Source organism: Reichenbachiella versicolor, from assembly GCF_003171675.1.
Taxonomy (GTDB): domain Bacteria; phylum Bacteroidota; class Bacteroidia; order Cytophagales; family Cyclobacteriaceae; genus Reichenbachiella; species Reichenbachiella versicolor.
In genome coordinates, this window is record NZ_QFZQ01000002.1 from 200,001 (window position 1) to 217,111 (window position 17,111).

General features: G+C 34.5%; 17 protein-coding genes. 10 read left to right on the top strand and 7 right to left on the bottom strand.

Annotated features, from left to right (window positions below; translation table 11 throughout):
• Positions 1 to 332: 332 nt before the first annotated feature.
• Together DKG80_RS05775 and DKG80_RS05780 are read left to right on the top strand one after the other, a co-directional pair.
• Positions 333 to 2,027, top strand: coding sequence for an ATP-binding protein (locus DKG80_RS05775; RefSeq protein WP_109830370.1), 1,695 nt, complete (start codon positions 333 to 335; stop codon positions 2,025 to 2,027).
• A 359-nt stretch (positions 2,028 to 2,386) separates the two neighbouring features.
• Positions 2,387 to 3,202, top strand: coding sequence for a DUF3108 domain-containing protein (locus DKG80_RS05780; protein ID WP_162555707.1), 816 nt, complete (start codon positions 2,387 to 2,389; stop codon positions 3,200 to 3,202).
• Here the strand turns inward: DKG80_RS05780 and DKG80_RS05785 are convergent.
• Genes DKG80_RS05785 through DKG80_RS05800 form a run of 4 tightly spaced genes read right to left on the bottom strand, consistent with a single transcriptional unit; the run spans position 3,199 to position 6,331 of the window.
• Complete coding sequence (locus DKG80_RS05785; RefSeq protein ID WP_109830372.1) at positions 3,199 to 4,038, bottom strand: 5-oxoprolinase subunit C family protein; 840 nt, start codon at positions 4,036 to 4,038, stop codon at positions 3,199 to 3,201. The two genes, DKG80_RS05780 and DKG80_RS05785, sit on opposite strands and share 4 nt — an antisense overlap.
• Complete coding sequence (pxpB, locus tag DKG80_RS05790) at positions 4,031 to 4,762, bottom strand: 5-oxoprolinase subunit PxpB (protein WP_109830373.1); 732 nt, start codon at positions 4,760 to 4,762, stop codon at positions 4,031 to 4,033. The genes DKG80_RS05785 and pxpB overlap by 8 nt, the downstream gene beginning before the upstream one ends.
• Positions 4,752 to 5,456, bottom strand: a complete 705-nt coding sequence (gene pxpA / locus DKG80_RS05795) for a 5-oxoprolinase subunit PxpA (RefSeq protein ID WP_109830374.1) — start codon at positions 5,454 to 5,456, stop codon at positions 4,752 to 4,754. The genes pxpB and pxpA overlap by 11 nt, the downstream gene beginning before the upstream one ends.
• Positions 5,453 to 6,331 (bottom strand): sterol desaturase family protein, encoded by an 879-nt coding sequence (locus DKG80_RS05800; protein WP_109830375.1) that lies wholly within the window; start codon positions 6,329 to 6,331, stop codon positions 5,453 to 5,455. The genes pxpA and DKG80_RS05800 overlap by 4 nt, the downstream gene beginning before the upstream one ends.
• 229 nt (positions 6,332 to 6,560) lie before the next feature.
• Between DKG80_RS05800 and DKG80_RS05805 the strand changes: the two genes are divergently transcribed.
• The 8 genes from DKG80_RS05805 (at position 6,561) to DKG80_RS05840 (ending at position 15,304) form a co-directional block, all read left to right on the top strand.
• Positions 6,561 to 7,955 carry a tetratricopeptide repeat protein gene (locus DKG80_RS05805; RefSeq protein WP_109830376.1) on the top strand — a complete coding sequence of 465 codons (1,395 nt, stop codon included), beginning with the start codon at positions 6,561 to 6,563 and terminating at the stop codon, positions 7,953 to 7,955.
• Between the two features lie 91 nt (positions 7,956 to 8,046).
• A complete protein-coding gene (locus DKG80_RS05810; RefSeq protein WP_109830377.1) occupies positions 8,047 to 8,814 on the top strand; it encodes a phosphosulfolactate synthase in 768 nt (255 codons plus the stop codon).
• Between the two features lie 6 nt (positions 8,815 to 8,820).
• Positions 8,821 to 9,765, top strand: a complete 945-nt coding sequence (locus DKG80_RS05815) for a DUF368 domain-containing protein (RefSeq protein ID WP_109830378.1) — start codon at positions 8,821 to 8,823, stop codon at positions 9,763 to 9,765.
• Positions 9,766 to 10,509: a shikimate dehydrogenase family protein gene (locus DKG80_RS05820; RefSeq protein WP_109830379.1), complete on the top strand. Its 744-nt coding sequence runs from the start codon at positions 9,766 to 9,768 to the stop codon at positions 10,507 to 10,509.
• Between the two features lie 8 nt (positions 10,510 to 10,517).
• Positions 10,518 to 11,690, top strand: coding sequence for an MFS transporter (locus DKG80_RS05825; RefSeq protein ID WP_109830380.1), 1,173 nt, complete (start codon positions 10,518 to 10,520; stop codon positions 11,688 to 11,690).
• A gap of 2 nt (positions 11,691 to 11,692) precedes the next feature.
• Positions 11,693 to 13,720, top strand: coding sequence for an excinuclease ABC subunit UvrB (uvrB, locus tag DKG80_RS05830; protein WP_109830381.1), 2,028 nt, complete (start codon positions 11,693 to 11,695; stop codon positions 13,718 to 13,720).
• Positions 13,721 to 13,808: 88 nt separating this feature from the next.
• On the top strand, positions 13,809 to 14,489 hold the full coding sequence (locus DKG80_RS05835) for a YggS family pyridoxal phosphate-dependent enzyme (RefSeq protein ID WP_109830382.1): 681 nt from the start codon (positions 13,809 to 13,811) through the stop codon (positions 14,487 to 14,489).
• Between the two features lie 98 nt (positions 14,490 to 14,587).
• The gene (locus tag DKG80_RS05840) at positions 14,588 to 15,304 is read left to right on the top strand and encodes a hypothetical protein (protein ID WP_109830383.1); all 717 of its coding nucleotides are present in this window, start codon (positions 14,588 to 14,590) and stop codon (positions 15,302 to 15,304) included.
• A 72-nt stretch (positions 15,305 to 15,376) separates the two neighbouring features.
• Here DKG80_RS05840 and DKG80_RS05845 read toward each other — a convergent pair whose 3' ends face one another.
• The 3 genes from DKG80_RS05845 to DKG80_RS05855 form a co-directional block, all read right to left on the bottom strand.
• Positions 15,377 to 15,988, bottom strand: coding sequence for a fumarylacetoacetate hydrolase family protein (locus tag DKG80_RS05845; protein WP_109830384.1), 612 nt, complete (start codon positions 15,986 to 15,988; stop codon positions 15,377 to 15,379).
• 81 nt (positions 15,989 to 16,069) lie between these two features.
• A complete protein-coding gene (locus tag DKG80_RS05850) occupies positions 16,070 to 16,444 on the bottom strand; it encodes a hypothetical protein (RefSeq protein WP_109830385.1) in 375 nt (124 codons plus the stop codon).
• Positions 16,445 to 16,545: 101 nt separating this feature from the next.
• On the bottom strand, positions 16,546 to 17,043 hold the full coding sequence (locus DKG80_RS05855; RefSeq protein WP_109830386.1) for a mechanosensitive ion channel domain-containing protein: 498 nt from the start codon (positions 17,041 to 17,043) through the stop codon (positions 16,546 to 16,548).
• Positions 17,044 to 17,111 lie beyond the last annotated feature (68 nt).

A 17,111-nucleotide genomic window follows, 5' to 3' on the forward strand; every position in this document is an offset into this window, starting at 1 on the left:
TCTCTATACCATTTCAAACTTCTACCTCTGAATATCTTATGGATTTAATATTGAATCTCTAATTTAAATCGAGTTTAGACCAATTTAAATATTATGCAATAACCAATTAATGCTTAAGATTTATTAAACTTAATATTAAAATATAATGATTTGACACTTAGATATATTGAAAAACTTCTATCCCATTTAAAGATTGGCTTTAAAGTGAAATAATTAGTTAGACATAATTAACAGTCTGTAATTGAAACTATAAGCAAACAATATCAAAAATTGTTAATCAATAATTAAAAGACACTTTAATTGAATACCTGTAGAACGACTAACTGACCTTTATGAGATTATTAAATACTACAAAAATACCAGTTGACCGCTTTGAGTCTTATGATTCAACTGCTATTTCGAATAATGATTTTTACGTAGTATTCTGTGAGAGCGATTCTTCCCTATTTGACCTCAATGGCAGTTCAGTTCTATACCTATACATAGGCAAATCTTATTCATTGAGAAAACAAGAAGGTAAATTGGTTTGGTTTATGTCTATAACTGATATTATGCTACCCCAAATTTATGAATTGGTAATTTCTTTTCATGATTCTGTATACGCTCCATATTCAGAGCTAAATAAAACCAACAAAAAGCTAATACAAGAAGCTCATTATTTTGAATTGTTTTTCAAAAACACTCCAGCAAACATCTATATTAAAGATCTGGAAAGCAGGTTTATAAAAGTAAATAGCGAATGGCTAGGATATGTAGGTGTTGATCCAGATTTCAACCTTACAGGTAAGACAGATTTTGATATTTTCGACTCTGAACATGCACAGGCAGCTTATGACGATGAGCAAGAAATCATGAGAACTGGTATTCCCAAAATAGCCTACGAAGAAAAAGAAATTCTACCTGATGGTCGAATTTCTTGGTGTCTATCTTCCAAAATGCCAATTATTGATGAGTCAGGAAAAATTGTTGGCTTGTCGGGAATATCATATGATATCTCAAAACAAAAACTAGCTCAGGAAAAATTAAGGGAAACCAACAGTCAACTTAGAGCTGCCAACAGAAGATTAGACGAAGCTCTCGAAATTGCTCAAAAAAGCACTTCTCTGGAAAAGAAAAACAAGGAATTAATTGAAAAAGAAGTGAAGTTAAAAGAAGCGAATGAAACGATCTCTCAGAAGAAAATGCTACTCGAATTACTAAACAAAGAATTGACAGAAAGTAACAACGAGAGTAGAAGACTTAACGAAGAACTTCAACAAAATAATAAGATACTGTCTAATCAAAACGAGGTATTAGCTCAAACGCTTGAAGAACTAAAAAGCACGCAAACGCAGCTTGTTCAATCTGAAAAATTAGCTTCAGTGGGTATTCTTACATCTGGTATTGCTCATGAAATCAATAACCCATTAAATTTTATTTCTGGAAGTGTTAGGGCTATAGAGCAATACCTTGAACCACTTGAAACTGAAAACAAAGAGACTCTAGAAAAGCTTCTAAATGCAGCCAACATAGGTATAGAACGAGCTACTACTATAGTGAAGAGTTTAAATAGGTTCAATAGGAAAAGTGAACGAATGGACGAAGCATGCGATATTAAAATAGTCATAGAAAACTGTCTTATCATGCTTGAAAACAAACTCAAAAACAAAATTCAAATCACAACTGAATACGACAAAATCAATACGATTCAAGGTAATGAGGGAGAATTACATCAAGTTATTCTCAATTTAATAATCAACGCAGTTCAAAGTATTCAAAATAGTGGTAATATTATTATTAAAACTAGATTGAACGAATCTAATTTTTTCATAACTGTACAAGATGATGGTATTGGAATAAAAAAAGAGAATTTAAGTAAAGTTACTAGCCCATTCTTCACCACAAAGGCTCCAGGAGAAGGTACTGGACTGGGAATGTCCATTGCTTATAGCATTATTCAAAAGCATAAAGGACAGATAAACTACAAATCAGAATATGAAAAAGGAACAGAAGCAGTACTAATTTTCCCTATCAAACAAGCGCTTTGACCATATAATTAACCATCTTTCATATTTTATTTTTACCCGAAGTTTCATGAAATTTCAGCCTTACACAGCGCTTCTTATATTGTCTTAGTGCATAAATCGTACATTTGAAACTATTATAACCTTCTGCTTTTTATACTATATTTCTTCTACACTAAAAAGTAGCTCATATTATTGACCTTTTTCTACCCTACAAAAATCAAACCTTCCTCATTCGTCATATCATATACTTTTCTGGAATTCAAAAAAGAGAAAAAAGAACGCAAAATTCTAAAAAGTAGACAAAGTAGAATACGCATACGAACATATCTAAAGATAATCTGGAACAGTTCTTGTGATTCATGGAATAATAAATGAACATTATGGCTACTGATATGATGGAATTAAAACTACCAATGAAAGCAATATCACTCACATTATTAATAATCAGTTCTGTTGCATTCGATACTTTGAGTGAAACAAGTTCAAAAAACAAAGTGGATGTTTATAAATACAAACTAAAGCTAGGTTGGTTTTCTCTCGGGAGCGGACGTGTATCAATATCGGAAAACGACACTTTAATTAGTGGTAAAAATATGCATAGAGTTGATGTTCATACTACTACTCTAGGATTAGGGAATTGGCTTTCAAATCTTGACGACGATTATTTAGCTTACGTCCAAAGCTACCCATTAAAAAGCTATTCTTCCTATAAAGATGTCACTGCTGGAGATAGTCATTGGGAACAATGGAATACATTCAATTATACAGACAGCACCATCATTATTAAAGCTAAAGATTGGAGGAAAGAAAACCCTGACAGAAAATGGACGGTAGATTTAGAAGAAAATTCTTTTGACATACTGGGAACATTTGTTTATTTCAAGAAAGCTGTCGACTGGAGTAAGAAAAGCAAGAACGATACTGTCATGATCAAAACACTCTATAAGCATGATCTATATAGAGTTGGACTTAAGTATATGGGCACTGAAAATATTAAAATAAATGGTAAAAGTATATCTACTCATAAGCTTAGACTTTTGATGCCTGATCAAGAAAAGCTAAAAGACGATAGACCTGTATACGTATGGATGACCAACGATAAAAACCAACACCCTGTACAAATTCAATCCAAACTTTTTATTGGTTCAGCTAGATGTGAGCTAGTATCCGTAAATGGAAAAGAAACTGGGTTTTAATCCAATACTCGAAACTTGACTTTTCCACCAGGTCTTCTTTGAGCCAAACGACCTATAGATTCTTCGGTCAGTTGAAAAACCCGAGGATAACCGCCAGTTGTCTGACTATCTCTCATAAGAACATTCAACTGTCCACTTTTGGTCAATTGTACAGTACCTGGCATAACGGATGAGGTTAAAATTTCTTTAAAATCAATATTACCTGAATTAGAATGCAATAGATATGCCTGTCTATTGCTCTTATTAGAAATCTTGAAATAATTGCTGATATCAATTAAACCTTCTTGGTAATCGGGACCTTTATAAACTTCAATAAAACCTTCAGAAAAATAGTTTTGGTTCTTTTTTACCTTAGCTCCTAGGTTGATTATTCTATCGGACTCTTTTACCTCAAATACATCTCCCTTAAAAACTCTTTCTTTTTTAGTAATATGTTTAGTTTGTGAACAACTACCTAAAACCTCTTCTGTATGAATACCTCCAATTACTGCCAAGTATGTATATACACCAACCGAAAAATAAGGGATACTAAGCGTGTCATTATCTTCAAGATGAATAACGGTAAAGCTTGAAACTTTCTTACCATTTACCCAAACAAAGTCGATGGGGCCAGTAACGGAAATTAATGTCTTACCTTGGGACCTAATTTTCAATCCTCCAAAAGCTAGCTCTATCAAAGGATCGTAGAAATTATTTCTCAAAATAAGATTAGCAATACCAGCATGAACCCTATCCATTACACCTGATTCGGGTACTCCAAGTTTTTTATAACCAAACCGACCAAAATCCTGAATGGAACAATATACACCAGTAGATTCTACAAATAACCTACTCATGCTTTATTATATATTTTCTTGAAACTACTTCTGAATGGATACAATCGTATCCTTTTTTTGAAACTGGAATAAACTTCACCTTGTCCCCAGAAACGGCAAATGTTGGCTGACTTTGGCCAATTTCAAAAAAATTAACTGGGCTCCTTCCTATTATACTCCACCCAGCAGGTGATACATTTGGATAAATTCCAGTCTGTCGTCCACCAATAGCAATAGACCCTTTTGCTATTTTAGCACGAGGTATCGATTTCCTAGGATAGTATAGTCTTTCATCTAACCCTCCCAAATAAAGAAAGCCTGGTAAAAAACCTATAAAGTAGACCAAATACTCTGGCATTGAATGTAATTCAACAATTTCTTCGATTGGTATTTTTAAGCTAATAGACATTTGCTTCAAGTCAATACCAAACTCTTCATCATAACAAACAGGAACCTGCCAAACCTTAGACAACTTACTATCTATGAAGCTTTCAGATCTCAATGCCAAAGAAGTTATTCGCTTAATCCATACATCCAAACTATGCTTATTAACATCTGGAAATACTGTTAAGCTATTGTAAGTCTCAACAGTATCAATAATTTCATCATTAAAATCTCCCTTTATTAAATGCTCTACTGTTTTGATTTCAAAAAGAGTATTCTCAGAAATCAGATCAGGCCATTCTAAAAGAATTGCTCTTGAGCCAAATCGCTTTATTTTAATATCGAAATAATCAGATAACAACCTCTTGAACTAGTTTAGCAACTTCTATTGCATGATTGCCGTCTCCATGTATACAAATAGTATCAACAGCTATAGGAACCTCAACTCCTGACACACTACGGACAACTCCTTCATCAATCATTCTTAGAACATGGCTTTTAATCTCTTCTAATGAAACTATAGCATTTAGTTCTTTCCTAGAAACTAAAGATAAATCTTCATTGTAGTTTCGATCAGCAAACACCTCATATAAAACATCTATTCCATTGTTTTGACAAGCTTCTGAAAATACTGATTCCCAAGGAGCAAACACAGGGACATGTAAATTTAAGTCTTGCAATAGCTCCACCATCACACTTGCCAACTCCTTATTTGTATTTAGATCATTATATAAAGCTCCATGAAACTTTATGTGATTGCATGACAACTTTAAATCTTCACAGCAGCTGGTAAATAAATGTATTTGTTTTTTTATTGAATCTAAAAGTGGCGATATTTCAATGGAAATAGATTCCCTTCCAAAATTTTTCAAATCAGGATATGAGGGATGTGCGCCACATTTTACATTGTTTTTTATAGCGAGTCGAAGACATTCCTCCACAGTCTTCTTATTTCCAAAATGTCCTCCGCATGCAATATTTACACTAGTTATATAAGGCATAATTACCGGATCATTCCCAGTCCCCTCCCCTAAATCGCAATTAATATCTATCACTTTTTGTTAAAACCTTGTGTCAATTGTTCCTTAAAAGTCTTGGGAAAGTATTCATCTTCGGCAAAACCTAACTCAATATCCCTACCGTCATAAGGTTCATAATTTGTTCTAAAGATGTAATCCCAAACACTCAATGTCAATCCAAAATTAACACCATTGGTTCGATCTATTGGTAAATGTTTGGCATGATGCCATATGTGCATAGAAGGATTGTTTAATAGAAATCTAAAAGGTCCAATCGGTAATCTAAAATTAGCATGATTCCAATGTCCTATGACTATTGCAAAAGCATGTACTAAAAAGAAATCGTCCAACCCGAATCCAATAATCGCAAGGGGTACATATTCAATTGATTTGTATAGCACGTTTTCCATCCAATGAAACCTTAAGTGTGCCGCAAACCCCATTTGCTTAGCGCTATGATGTACTTGGTGAAACTTCCACAAAAACGGTACGGTATGGAGCATCCTATGAATCCACCATTCAATAAAGTCTTTTAAAACAAAAAGCGTCAATAACTGAATCCAATTAGGCCAATCAGACACATTGAACATTACAATTTTTTGTACTCCTAAAAAAGAAAGAAAATCTAACCATAACATTACTCCAACCTCAGATATTCCAGCAAATACTATTACCGAGAAAGCAAAGAAGTTAAAGAACATATAAAATGTGTCCAACCAAAAATCTATTCTGATTTTTGGTTGTTTCTTTCTCCAAGGGAAAAACCACTCCAAAACAAAAAATAACAATGAGACTATTATTAGAAAGTAAAAATAGTTTCCCCATAAAGTATCCTCTTCTAATGTAATCTGTGACCATAGCCATTTAGAATACGAGACTGTAGAATCAAAAAAGACTTGGAAATACTTCATATTTAATAAAGATTCGAACCAATCATTAATTTTTTACAAAACCAAAACTATACTTTACGATATTGATTTTATGAGACTTAGGATACATTAGTTCAATTCCCATCACAAACCTATGTGGATAATTAATAAATACAATAGTCAGCATTATACATCAGAATACTTATCTTGTAACCCATCAAAGCCGACTCAATCACTTAATCTATCTTTGTAGCTGCAACTCAACTGTAGAATGGAAGAAAATTTCAAAAAAAGAAACGAAGACAAAGAGCTCATCAAGAAATACGAGACTTTTAGAGATCAAAAAACCAACTTCTATTTTTCAGCCGACGATTTTGAAAAGATTGTTCATTACTATCTTGATCAATCCAAATTCAGAAAAGCGCTTAAAGCTTTAAGTTATGCTATAGATCAACATCCCTATGCGGTAGAATTCTTAATTCTTAAAGCCCAAACTTACTCTAACCTTCAGGAATACAATATCGCTCTTGATTTGTTAGAACAAGCTGCTAACTTAAATCCTGGCGACAGTGATATTTTTCTTATTAAAGGAAATATACATGTACTGAATCAAGAACATGAAGAAGCGCTCAACTGCTTTGAAAGAGCGCTAGATTTTTCGTCTGAAAAAGATGAAATATACTATAGTATGGGGCTTTCCTATCAAAACCAAGGAAAATATGAGGATGCAATAACTCACTTCAAAAAATCTTTGGAAGAAAACTTAAATAATGAAGGAGCCCTATATGAATTAGCGTATTGTCTGGATGTTACTGGCGAGTTAGAAACCAGTCTTGAATACTATCAAGAGTTCATTGACAGAGATCCGTATTCCGAATATGCTTGGTACAACCTTGGCATAATATATAATAAACTTGAAAGATACGAAGAAGCTGTAAGTGCATATGAATATTGCGTGGCTATAGATGAAAAATATAGCTCAGCATATTTCAACATGGGTAACTCACTCATGATGCAAAAGCGTTTTGAGCAAGCTCTAGATTCATTTAAGTTTACTCTAGAACTAGAAGGTCCTACCCCCGAAATTTATTTCAGCATAGGTACAGTATATGAAGGAATGGAAAATTATGACCTTGCCATAAGATATTATAGAAAAGCCACAAAATTGGATCAATTCTATGATGAGGCTTGGTACTGTACAGGAATTTGTCTCGGCCATCAAAATAAATGGTATGAAGCTGTACATTTCTTTAACAAAGCTCTAAAACTAAGTGTAGAAAATCCAGACTACTGGACTGCACTAGCGCACGCTGAATATAAAGTTGGAAATGTAGTTTCTAGTATCGATGCATATGATGAAGCTAGTCAACTTGATGCAACTAACCCTGAAATTTGGAAAAAATGGTCTTTGATCTATCATGAACAGGGCGATAGTGAACAAGCTATCAATATTATACAAGATGGCATCGAGGAACTTCCGGAAGATTCGTCTTTATATTATACTGCGGTAGTGTATCTTTTACAAGATGGAAAGTATAAAGAAGCTTTCTCATTTTTAGAGAAGGCACTTTATCTAAACTATGAAGGACATACCATTTTGTACGACTATTTTCCAAATCTTGAAACTCAAAAAGCAATTTACAAGATCATACAGCAGTATAAGTAATGATAAAAGCTTTGTTGAGATAGTTTGTAAATACGCCTAATATCAATTTATTTGCAGCGCATTTATGTATTAGAGCATTTATAATTTTTTAATGAATTACGATATTAAAAATCTGCCTGAGCGCACCTCTAAGCCTAGAGAAAAAGGCTTTACAATGGTGATGGACAAGGGCTTGAGTGTAAGAGAGGCAGAGGACTTGATTGAAACGTGTGGTGATTACATTGATATCATCAAGTTAGGTTGGGCTACTTCTTACGTTACTAATAATCTTGACAAGAAACTAGACTTTTACAAAAACGCAGGGATTCCTTGTTATTTGGGAGGTACTCTTTTTGAAGCATTTGTAATCAGAGACCAGTTTGATGATTACAGAAAGGTTCTTGACAAATACAATTTAGAACATGCTGAGGTATCTGATGGATCTATCTCTCTTGATCACAATAAAAAGTGTGAGTACATCAAAGCTCTTTCTAAGCAAGTAACAGTTCTTTCTGAAGTTGGGTCTAAAGACGCTGCAGATATAATACCACCGTACATGTGGATTGAATTGATGCAGAAAGAATTGGACGCAGGCGCATGGAAAGTAATTGGAGAAGCTAGAGAAGGTGGCAATGTTGGATTGTTCAGATCGACTGGAGAAGTCAGATCTGGATTAGTTCAAGAGATTCTTACAAAAATCCCAATGGAGAAAATCCTATGGGAAGCACCCAAAAAAGAACAACAAGTTTGGTTTATAAAATTATTGGGAGCTAATGTCAACCTCGGTAACATTGCACCCAACGAAGTTATACCTTTGGAGACAATTAGGTTAGGCTTAAGAGGTGATACATTTGATCACTTCTTAAATCTGGATAAATAAAATAAGATGAAATCTTTCAAGGACTACGCATTCCTGTTCCTCAAAGGAATAGGAATGGGAAGTGCAGATGTAGTACCTGGAGTATCAGGTGGCACGATAGCCTTCATTACTGGAATATACGGAGAGTTGTTAAAAAGTATCAACTCTTTTGATAAATCAGCGATTAGACTATTAACCCAGCTAAAATTCAAGAAATTATGGAGCCATGTAAATGGCTCTTTTCTTTTACCTCTAGTATCTGGCATAGGTTTAAGTGTACTTACATTAGCAAAAATAATTTCTCACCTACTTGAATCTCAACCGATTCAATTATGGTCATTCTTTTTTGGCTTGATCGTCATTTCGTCTATTTCTGTAGCTAAAGAAATATCAAAATGGAATATTGGTGTAATTATATCAGGATTAATTGGAATTGCTCTTGCATATTTAATCACAATTATAACACCAGCAAGAACACCTGATGAACTTTGGTTTGTATTTTTAAGTGGGGCTTTGGCTATATGTGCTATGATTCTACCGGGAATTTCTGGAAGCTTTATTCTTCTTATTCTAGGTAAGTACACTTATGTCATTAGTGCTGTAAAAAATCTAGATTTTGGAGTTATTGCAGTTTTTGGAACTGGTTGTATAGCTGGTTTATTTACTTTTTCAAGGCTTATTTCATGGTTCTTAGATAAGTTCCAAAACTATGCCATCTCTTTGTTAGCAGGTTTTATGGTAGGCTCACTAAATAAGATATGGCCTTGGAAAGTGGCTACACTATTTGAAATCAACCATAAGGGAGAGCAAATTCCAGTCTTCGAAAAGAACTTATTACCTACAAAATACCTTTCTGAAACAGGTAATGACCCTTATATTATTCAAGCTATTCTTTTCATGTCGCTAGGGTTTATGATAGTTGTAATAATGGAAAAGGTTGCTCTAATAATATCTAGCTCAAACAAGAAATAAATGAGACAATTCGGACTAATTGGTAAAACTCTTAAACATTCATTTTCTAAAAATTATTTTAGTAACAAGTTTATCAAGGAAAATATTGAAGGATGTAATTATGAACTATTTGAGTTACCAACCATACAGTCTTTTCCTAAGTTAATAGAGGACTATAAAAACTCTCTCCTAGGACTTAATGTAACTATTCCTTACAAGTTGGATGTAATGGAATACCTCGATGAGCTTGATAGCAATGCAAAATCAATTGGAGCTGTCAATACAATCAAAGTATTGTCAAATGGTAAACTAAAAGGATACAATACAGATTATTTAGGCTTCAAAAATTCACTTAAAGAAAACTGGGAATTAAAGAATAAAAAAGCTTTAATTCTAGGTACTGGAGGAGCCTCTAATGCTGTTAAATGTGCTTTGGGAGATTTGCAGATAGATTATTTGATGGTATCTAGATCTGCTAAAGGAGATATAATAGATTATGAGTCTATTATGAAAAACCCTGAAATCATTGAGGATCATAAATTGATAGTAAATACAACTCCTCTTGGAACATTTCCAAATGTGGAGGATAAACCTCAATTACCATATTCGTCCATTACCGAGAACCATTTACTTTTTGATTTGGTTTACAATCCAGAAGTTACTGCGTTTATGAAAGAAGGTCTTAAATTGAACGCTAAAGTCAAAAATGGGTATAATATGCTGGTTGGCCAAGCCGAAGCCAGTTGGAAAATCTGGAACGAGTAAATATTTAAATGTCTACATCTCTTAAAAAAAACGTCTGGATACTCACCATCGCTCAGGCGTTGATGATGTCAGCAGCTTCATTAGTAGTTTTTGTTGGAGGAATAGTAGGAGCAAAACTCGCTCCAGAAGAAACACTATCTACTCTTCCAGTGGCTAGTATTGTTATTGGCACTGCCATCGCCACTGTACCAGTTGCTATGACCATGAAGGCTCTAGGGCGTAAAAAAACCTTCCTTCTATTTGCAATACTTGGAATTCTTGCTGCCTTTCTAGCAGCTTATAGCATTACTAATGGCTCATTCATCTTGTTCTGTATCAGTTCTGGGTTAATTGGTGTAATGATCGCTAGTACTAATCATTTTCGATTTGCTGCTATGGAAAGTGTTGAAATTAAAGATATGCCAAAGGCAGCCTCTACGGTTCTTCTTGGGGGTATAGCTGCAGCCTTTATTGGCCCAGAAATAGCGGTATACGGAAAGAACTTATTTAAGAGTGAATTCAGCGGATCATTTATTCTATTAGCTGTTTTGTTTACTATCGGATTCTTAATCATACTATTATTTCAAAACACTACTATAAAACAAGATAAGGGCCAGTCTAAAGGACGACCCTTATGGAAAATCATCAGTCAACCCGTTTTTTTAGTTGCTGTTGCCGGAGCTATGTTTGGATATGCTATTATGAGTTTTATCATGACTGCCACCCCTGTCAGCATGCATACAATGGATGGCCATAGTTTACATCATACAAAATGGGTAATTCAAAGTCATATCGTTTCCATGTTTGTTCCATCTCTAATAGTTCCGTTTATTATTGCACGAATTGGAGTACCTAAATTGATGTACGGAGGATTACTTGCTTACATATTATGTATTGCAGTAGCACTAAATGGACATGATTTATGGAACTACTGGATGTCATTGATTTTATTGGGTATCGGTTGGAACTTCCTTTTTGTAGGAGGCACATCTCTCCTACCTTTATCCTACAAGCCTGAAGAGAAGTTCAGAGTACAAGCTGTAAACGAACTGATGGTATTTAGTACTCAGGCAGCAGCAGCTCTATCTGCAGGTTACGTAGTGTATCATTTAGGTTGGGAGATCGTATTATGGATCAACCTACCTGTAATGCTTGTACCTTTGGGTGCACTTATCAACTACCAAATATCCAGTAAAGAATAAGCATGGAGTTTAAAATATCTTCCGAATTCAAACCTACAGGAGACCAACCACAAGCCATCAAACAATTATCCGAAGGAGTAGAAAATGGTGAGAAATCGCAAGTTCTTCTTGGAGTTACAGGGTCAGGTAAGACTTTCACAATGGCCAATGTCATCAAAGAAACTGCAAGACCTACGTTAATACTCTGTCATAACAAAACACTAGCTGCACAACTATATGGTGAAATGAAACAGTTCTTTCCAGAAAATGCTGTAGAATATTTCATTAGCTATTATGACTATTATCAACCAGAAGCCTTTCTTCCTACTACTGGACTTTATATAGAAAAAGATCTCAGCATTAATGAAGAAATTGAAAAATTAAGACTTGCTGCTACTTCTAGTCTTTTAACAGGACGTCGTGACGTAATTGTAGTAGCCTCTGTTTCTTGTATCTATGGTATTGGTAACCCTGAAGAGTTTGGTAAAAACATAGTTACACTTAAAGTCGGACAACAAGTATCACGCAACCAGTTACTTTTTCAGTTTGTTGACATTTTATACTCTAGAACTGAAAATGACTTCAAAAGAGGAACTTTCAGAGTAAAAGGAGATACTGTAGACTTATTCATAGCCTATGGAGACTTTGCATACCGATTTTTGTTTTGGGGAGATGAAATTGAAGCTATTCAAAGAATAGATCCCATATCAGGGAAGAAAATATCTGATGAAAAAATCGTAACAGTTTTCCCTGCGAACTTATTCGTAACAGGCAAAGACTTGTTGCATCAAGCCATACGAGAGATACAGGATGATATGGTTCTTCAAATTCAATATTTTGAAGAAGAAGGTCGTCCATATGAAGCTAAGCGAATTCAAGAGCGAACGGAATTCGATATGGAAATGATGCGTGAATTAGGGTATTGCTCTGGTGTTGAAAACTACTCTAGGTATTTTGACAGGCGAACCCAAGGACAACGACCATTCTGCTTGCTTGACTATTTCCCCGATGACTTCCTTTTGATGATAGATGAAAGCCATGTAACGCTACCTCAAATCAGAGCTATGTGGGGAGGTGATAGAGCTAGGAAAGTTAATCTGGTAGATCATGGCTATAGACTTCCTTCTGCTATGGATAACCGTCCATTGAAATTTGAGGAGTTTGAATCCATCGTAGCACAAACTATATATGTAAGTGCTACACCAGGTGATTATGAGTTGAGAGAAACTGATGGAGTTGTTGTAGAACAAGTTATTCGACCTACAGGACTGCTTGACCCTAAAATTGAAGTTCGTCCTAGTATAAATCAAGTGGATGATTTAATGGAGGAAATCGACGAACGCATCAAAAAAGATGAAAGAATACTAGTAACGACCCTGACTAAACGCATGGCGGAGGAACTTTCTAAGTATCTCATAGACCTTAATATCAAAACAAGATACATTCATTCAGAAGTTGATACACTAGACAGAGTAGAAATTTTAAGGGAACTTCGTTTAGGAGTATTTGATGTTCTTGTGGGAGTTAACCTCTTACGAGAAGGTCTTGATCTACCAGAAGTCTCCTTAGTCGCCATAATCGATGCAGACAAGGAAGGTTTTCTTAGAAATGTAAGGTCACTCGTACAAACGATAGGTCGTGCCGCTCGAAACGAAAATGGAATGGTCATTATGTATGCTGATAAAATTACAAACTCTATGCAGGTATCTATTGATGAAACTAATCGTCGTAGAGGAATTCAGATGGCATATAATGAAAAGCATGGTATCGTTCCTAAAACAGTACGTAAATCCAAAGAGAAAATACTTGAACAGACTTCTGTAGCTGACTCCAAGAAAGGATCGAAGAACTATTACATTGAAGATGAAGAAGCAAACATTGCAGCAGATCCGGTAGTACAATATATGAGTGTAGAGGCTCTTGATAAGATGATCGGGCAAACGAAAAAACTCATGGAAAAAGCCGCTAAAGATCTTGACTTCATAGAAGCAGCTAGGTTGAGAGATGAAATGCAAGACCTAGAAAAAATCAAAAAAGAAAGAAAAAAGTAGTTTCTAATACAGTTGTTCCAATTACAATCACAAGAACTATTCATTGTTTTGGGATGGTTCTAGATTTGCAATATCCTAATAATACCATATGACTCCAGATATAGAGAAAAATTTAGCATCCATCCTATCTTCCATACCGGAAAACGTTCAGTTAGTCGCTGTAAGTAAGACTAAACCAAACGAAGTTCTTAAAAAAGCGTATGATGCTGGTCAGCGAATATTTGGAGAAAATAAAGTTCAAGAACTAGTATCGAAACATGAGTCCCTTCCAAAAGATATTGAATGGCACTATATCGGCCATTTGCAACGCAATAAGGTTAAATATATAGCCCCTTTTGTTTCACTAATTCATGCAGTAGACTCTGATCGACTACTTAAAGAAATCAATAAAGAAGGTAAAAAAAACGATCGTGTTATTGATTGTCTTATTCAAGTCCATATTGCTCAAGAGGAAACTAAGTTTGGATTGACAACTGAAGAATTGTCAACGATATTTGACATTGAAATACTTAATACATTAAGCAATGTACGCATTGTTGGTCTGATGGGCATGGCGACTAACACCTCTGATAAAGATCAGGTTGCAAAAGAGTTTTCTAGCTTAAAGGCTATATACGATCAGTATCAAAATAGCTTATCTCATTCACAATTAGACCTAAAAACCCTATCTATGGGCATGAGTGGTGATTATCAAATAGCCATTAAGAATGGTAGTAATATGATAAGAGTGGGGAGTTCTATTTTTGGAGCTAGGAACTATAAAGTATAGTCAGTTTACTTTACGATAACGACATACCTGCCAAATAGCATATTCATACTAATTCTATTTTTTATTATATTTCATTGATAATCAAATAGAAGAAACGTATGGATCAATTAAATGCTAACTGGTTGACTGAACACCTAATTGATTTTGAATATAAGAAATACACACTTCTTGCATACTTAAAGAATGTCAAAGAAAAGTTTCATCATCATCTTTTATATCCCCAACTGGGAGAACTTATCTTCCATTTTAATAACCTCAAGAAACTTAAGGAAAACAAGAGCCTCATTTTCGATAGCTTCCCCAAGCTAGCTACTGGTATTGACCTTAAAAACTTAAATATCAACTATAAAAAACTAGTTGATGATGATGAAATTATGAAAGAAATTTCGGACATTATAGAATACGCCCTTCCGAACTTTGATCAGACTATCAACTACGGTAAAGAACTGTATGATTTCGTAGAAGAAAACTTGACAATAGACGAAGTCGGTCTGATGCCATTGTATAAACGGGAGGGCTATATTCTTTTGACTGAAGAAGACATCTCTGAAATGCAAATTTATAGATTCAAAGTGTCAATGATTGAGCATGAACATGAAACCTTTAGTATGGTTAATACGTCTTACTTGACAACTGAAATCAGATCTATAAGTAACACAGTGAGTAATGTTAAACTGAAATTAATTCAACAAATATCAGAACTTCCTAATCCTGCAACCTATCTATTTACAAGTAAATGGAAGTTTCCAGTAAATGAAACTATACTTCCTATCGCCAAAAGATGGCTTATACGTGAAGTAAATAATGCTGCTTAAATCAGAATGTAAACAACCCCACCTTCATTTCATGCTGTGTTCAGGAATGATACAAACGATGGGGTTTAAAAATTAGAGTACTCTAGTTTCTAACTCTACTTTGCCTTCTATTTTCCCAATTAAATGGTCACCGGATTTCAAAGTAGAAACACCATGCGCTGGTGTACCAGTAAGTATCACGTCTCCAGGCTCAAGTGTCATAAATGAAGAAACATACTCGATCACCTCAGCCAAAGTAAATATCATTAATGAAGTATTTCCGTTTTGCTTTTCCTCTCCATTGATTTCAAGAGAAAAGTTAATATTCATTACATCTTCAAAATTTGATACTGGTATAAACTCTCCCATCGGTGTAGCACCATCGAAACCTTTAGCCAACGCCCAAGGCCCTTTTTTTTCTCTACTTGCAGAAAGTACATCTTTAGCCGTTAAGTCATTGGCAAGGGCCAAAGCATCGATATATTTAAAAGCCTCAGAAGCGTTTACATCCTTGCATTTTTCTCCAATCCTAAATGCGATTTCTATTTCGTACCACACTTCATCCGAAATTGAAGGTAATTTTAGGCCTTCATTAGTCTTAAGAAGTGTAGATTCTGGTTTAGTAAAAATGATGGGGGTTCCTTTGTCTGTTGGTTTATCAGCTAAGTCGTTAACATAGTTCTTACCTATTCCTACTATTTTCATTTGTTATAATTTGTTTAGTAATACCACGTGAAAATTTCAAGCAATTTATAGTAACAACAGTAAAAATGTAGCTGACTAATATCAATGGTTGTACTTCACTATATCTGTAGCAATATCCATTGCCTCTTCAAAAGACTCTACTTCTATTGCATTATAACCGATTGAATCACTATTTAAAACCATTTGTCTTTTAGAAACGGGATTACCAACTACTCTTACTATTTGTCCCATGCCTGCATTAAATAGTAACAGTTGTATTTTTCGAATTTGATTGGCAATGTTTTGTGTGGTTTGTAACATCTTAGAAATGTCATTGATGACTGTAAAACCTTTTTTTAGAAGTTTGATTTCCTCTTTAATAGCCCTACGCCCATTTTTAATTTGCCATTCAGTTAATTCTCCTTCCACACGTATGATGAGAAGGTTTTGAGGAGAGTTAGATTCTATGTTATACATGAAATTTTGGGAATTTAAGTTTGCAAACTTAGACTTTACACACTCATAACTCAATCATGTTTTCTTGGAAATTTACAATAGGAAATATTCCTATTCATATTTTAATCGAACCTTACAGTACTCTTTGATAGAATCACATTATTTGGTATTACTACTACTTCTTCCTTGAGAGTAGTAATAATTATAGTAAAAAGTGTCATATCATTGATGGTCCCCTCTAACGTCTGATCACCATCCAGAATCTTTATTCTATCTCCAATTTTATAAGGAAAATAGAAAAATAAAATAACAGCAGCGGTTATATTACTAAGAATCGACCATGACGCAAACAACCCAATCCCTGCTATTGTAAAAAATGAAGTGATATATAATGACAGGCCTTCAAGAGAAATATTCCATATCACTCCAGTAGAAACCAGTACAAGTATCAATACGAATACAATAAACACCTTGCTGACGTGCATTATTCGTAAATGAGCGAGATTCTGACGTTTCCCAAAAGCTTTAACTGACGAACGTATCGCATATCTGATAACAAAATAAACCAACCAAACAGCAGTTGTCAGAATTATATTTTTATAGTATTCTTCCAAAATCATATGTAAGGCAAGTTAAATCAATTATCTATTCTGAGTATTAGTATTCTTTAGGTATCGATACATTAGAC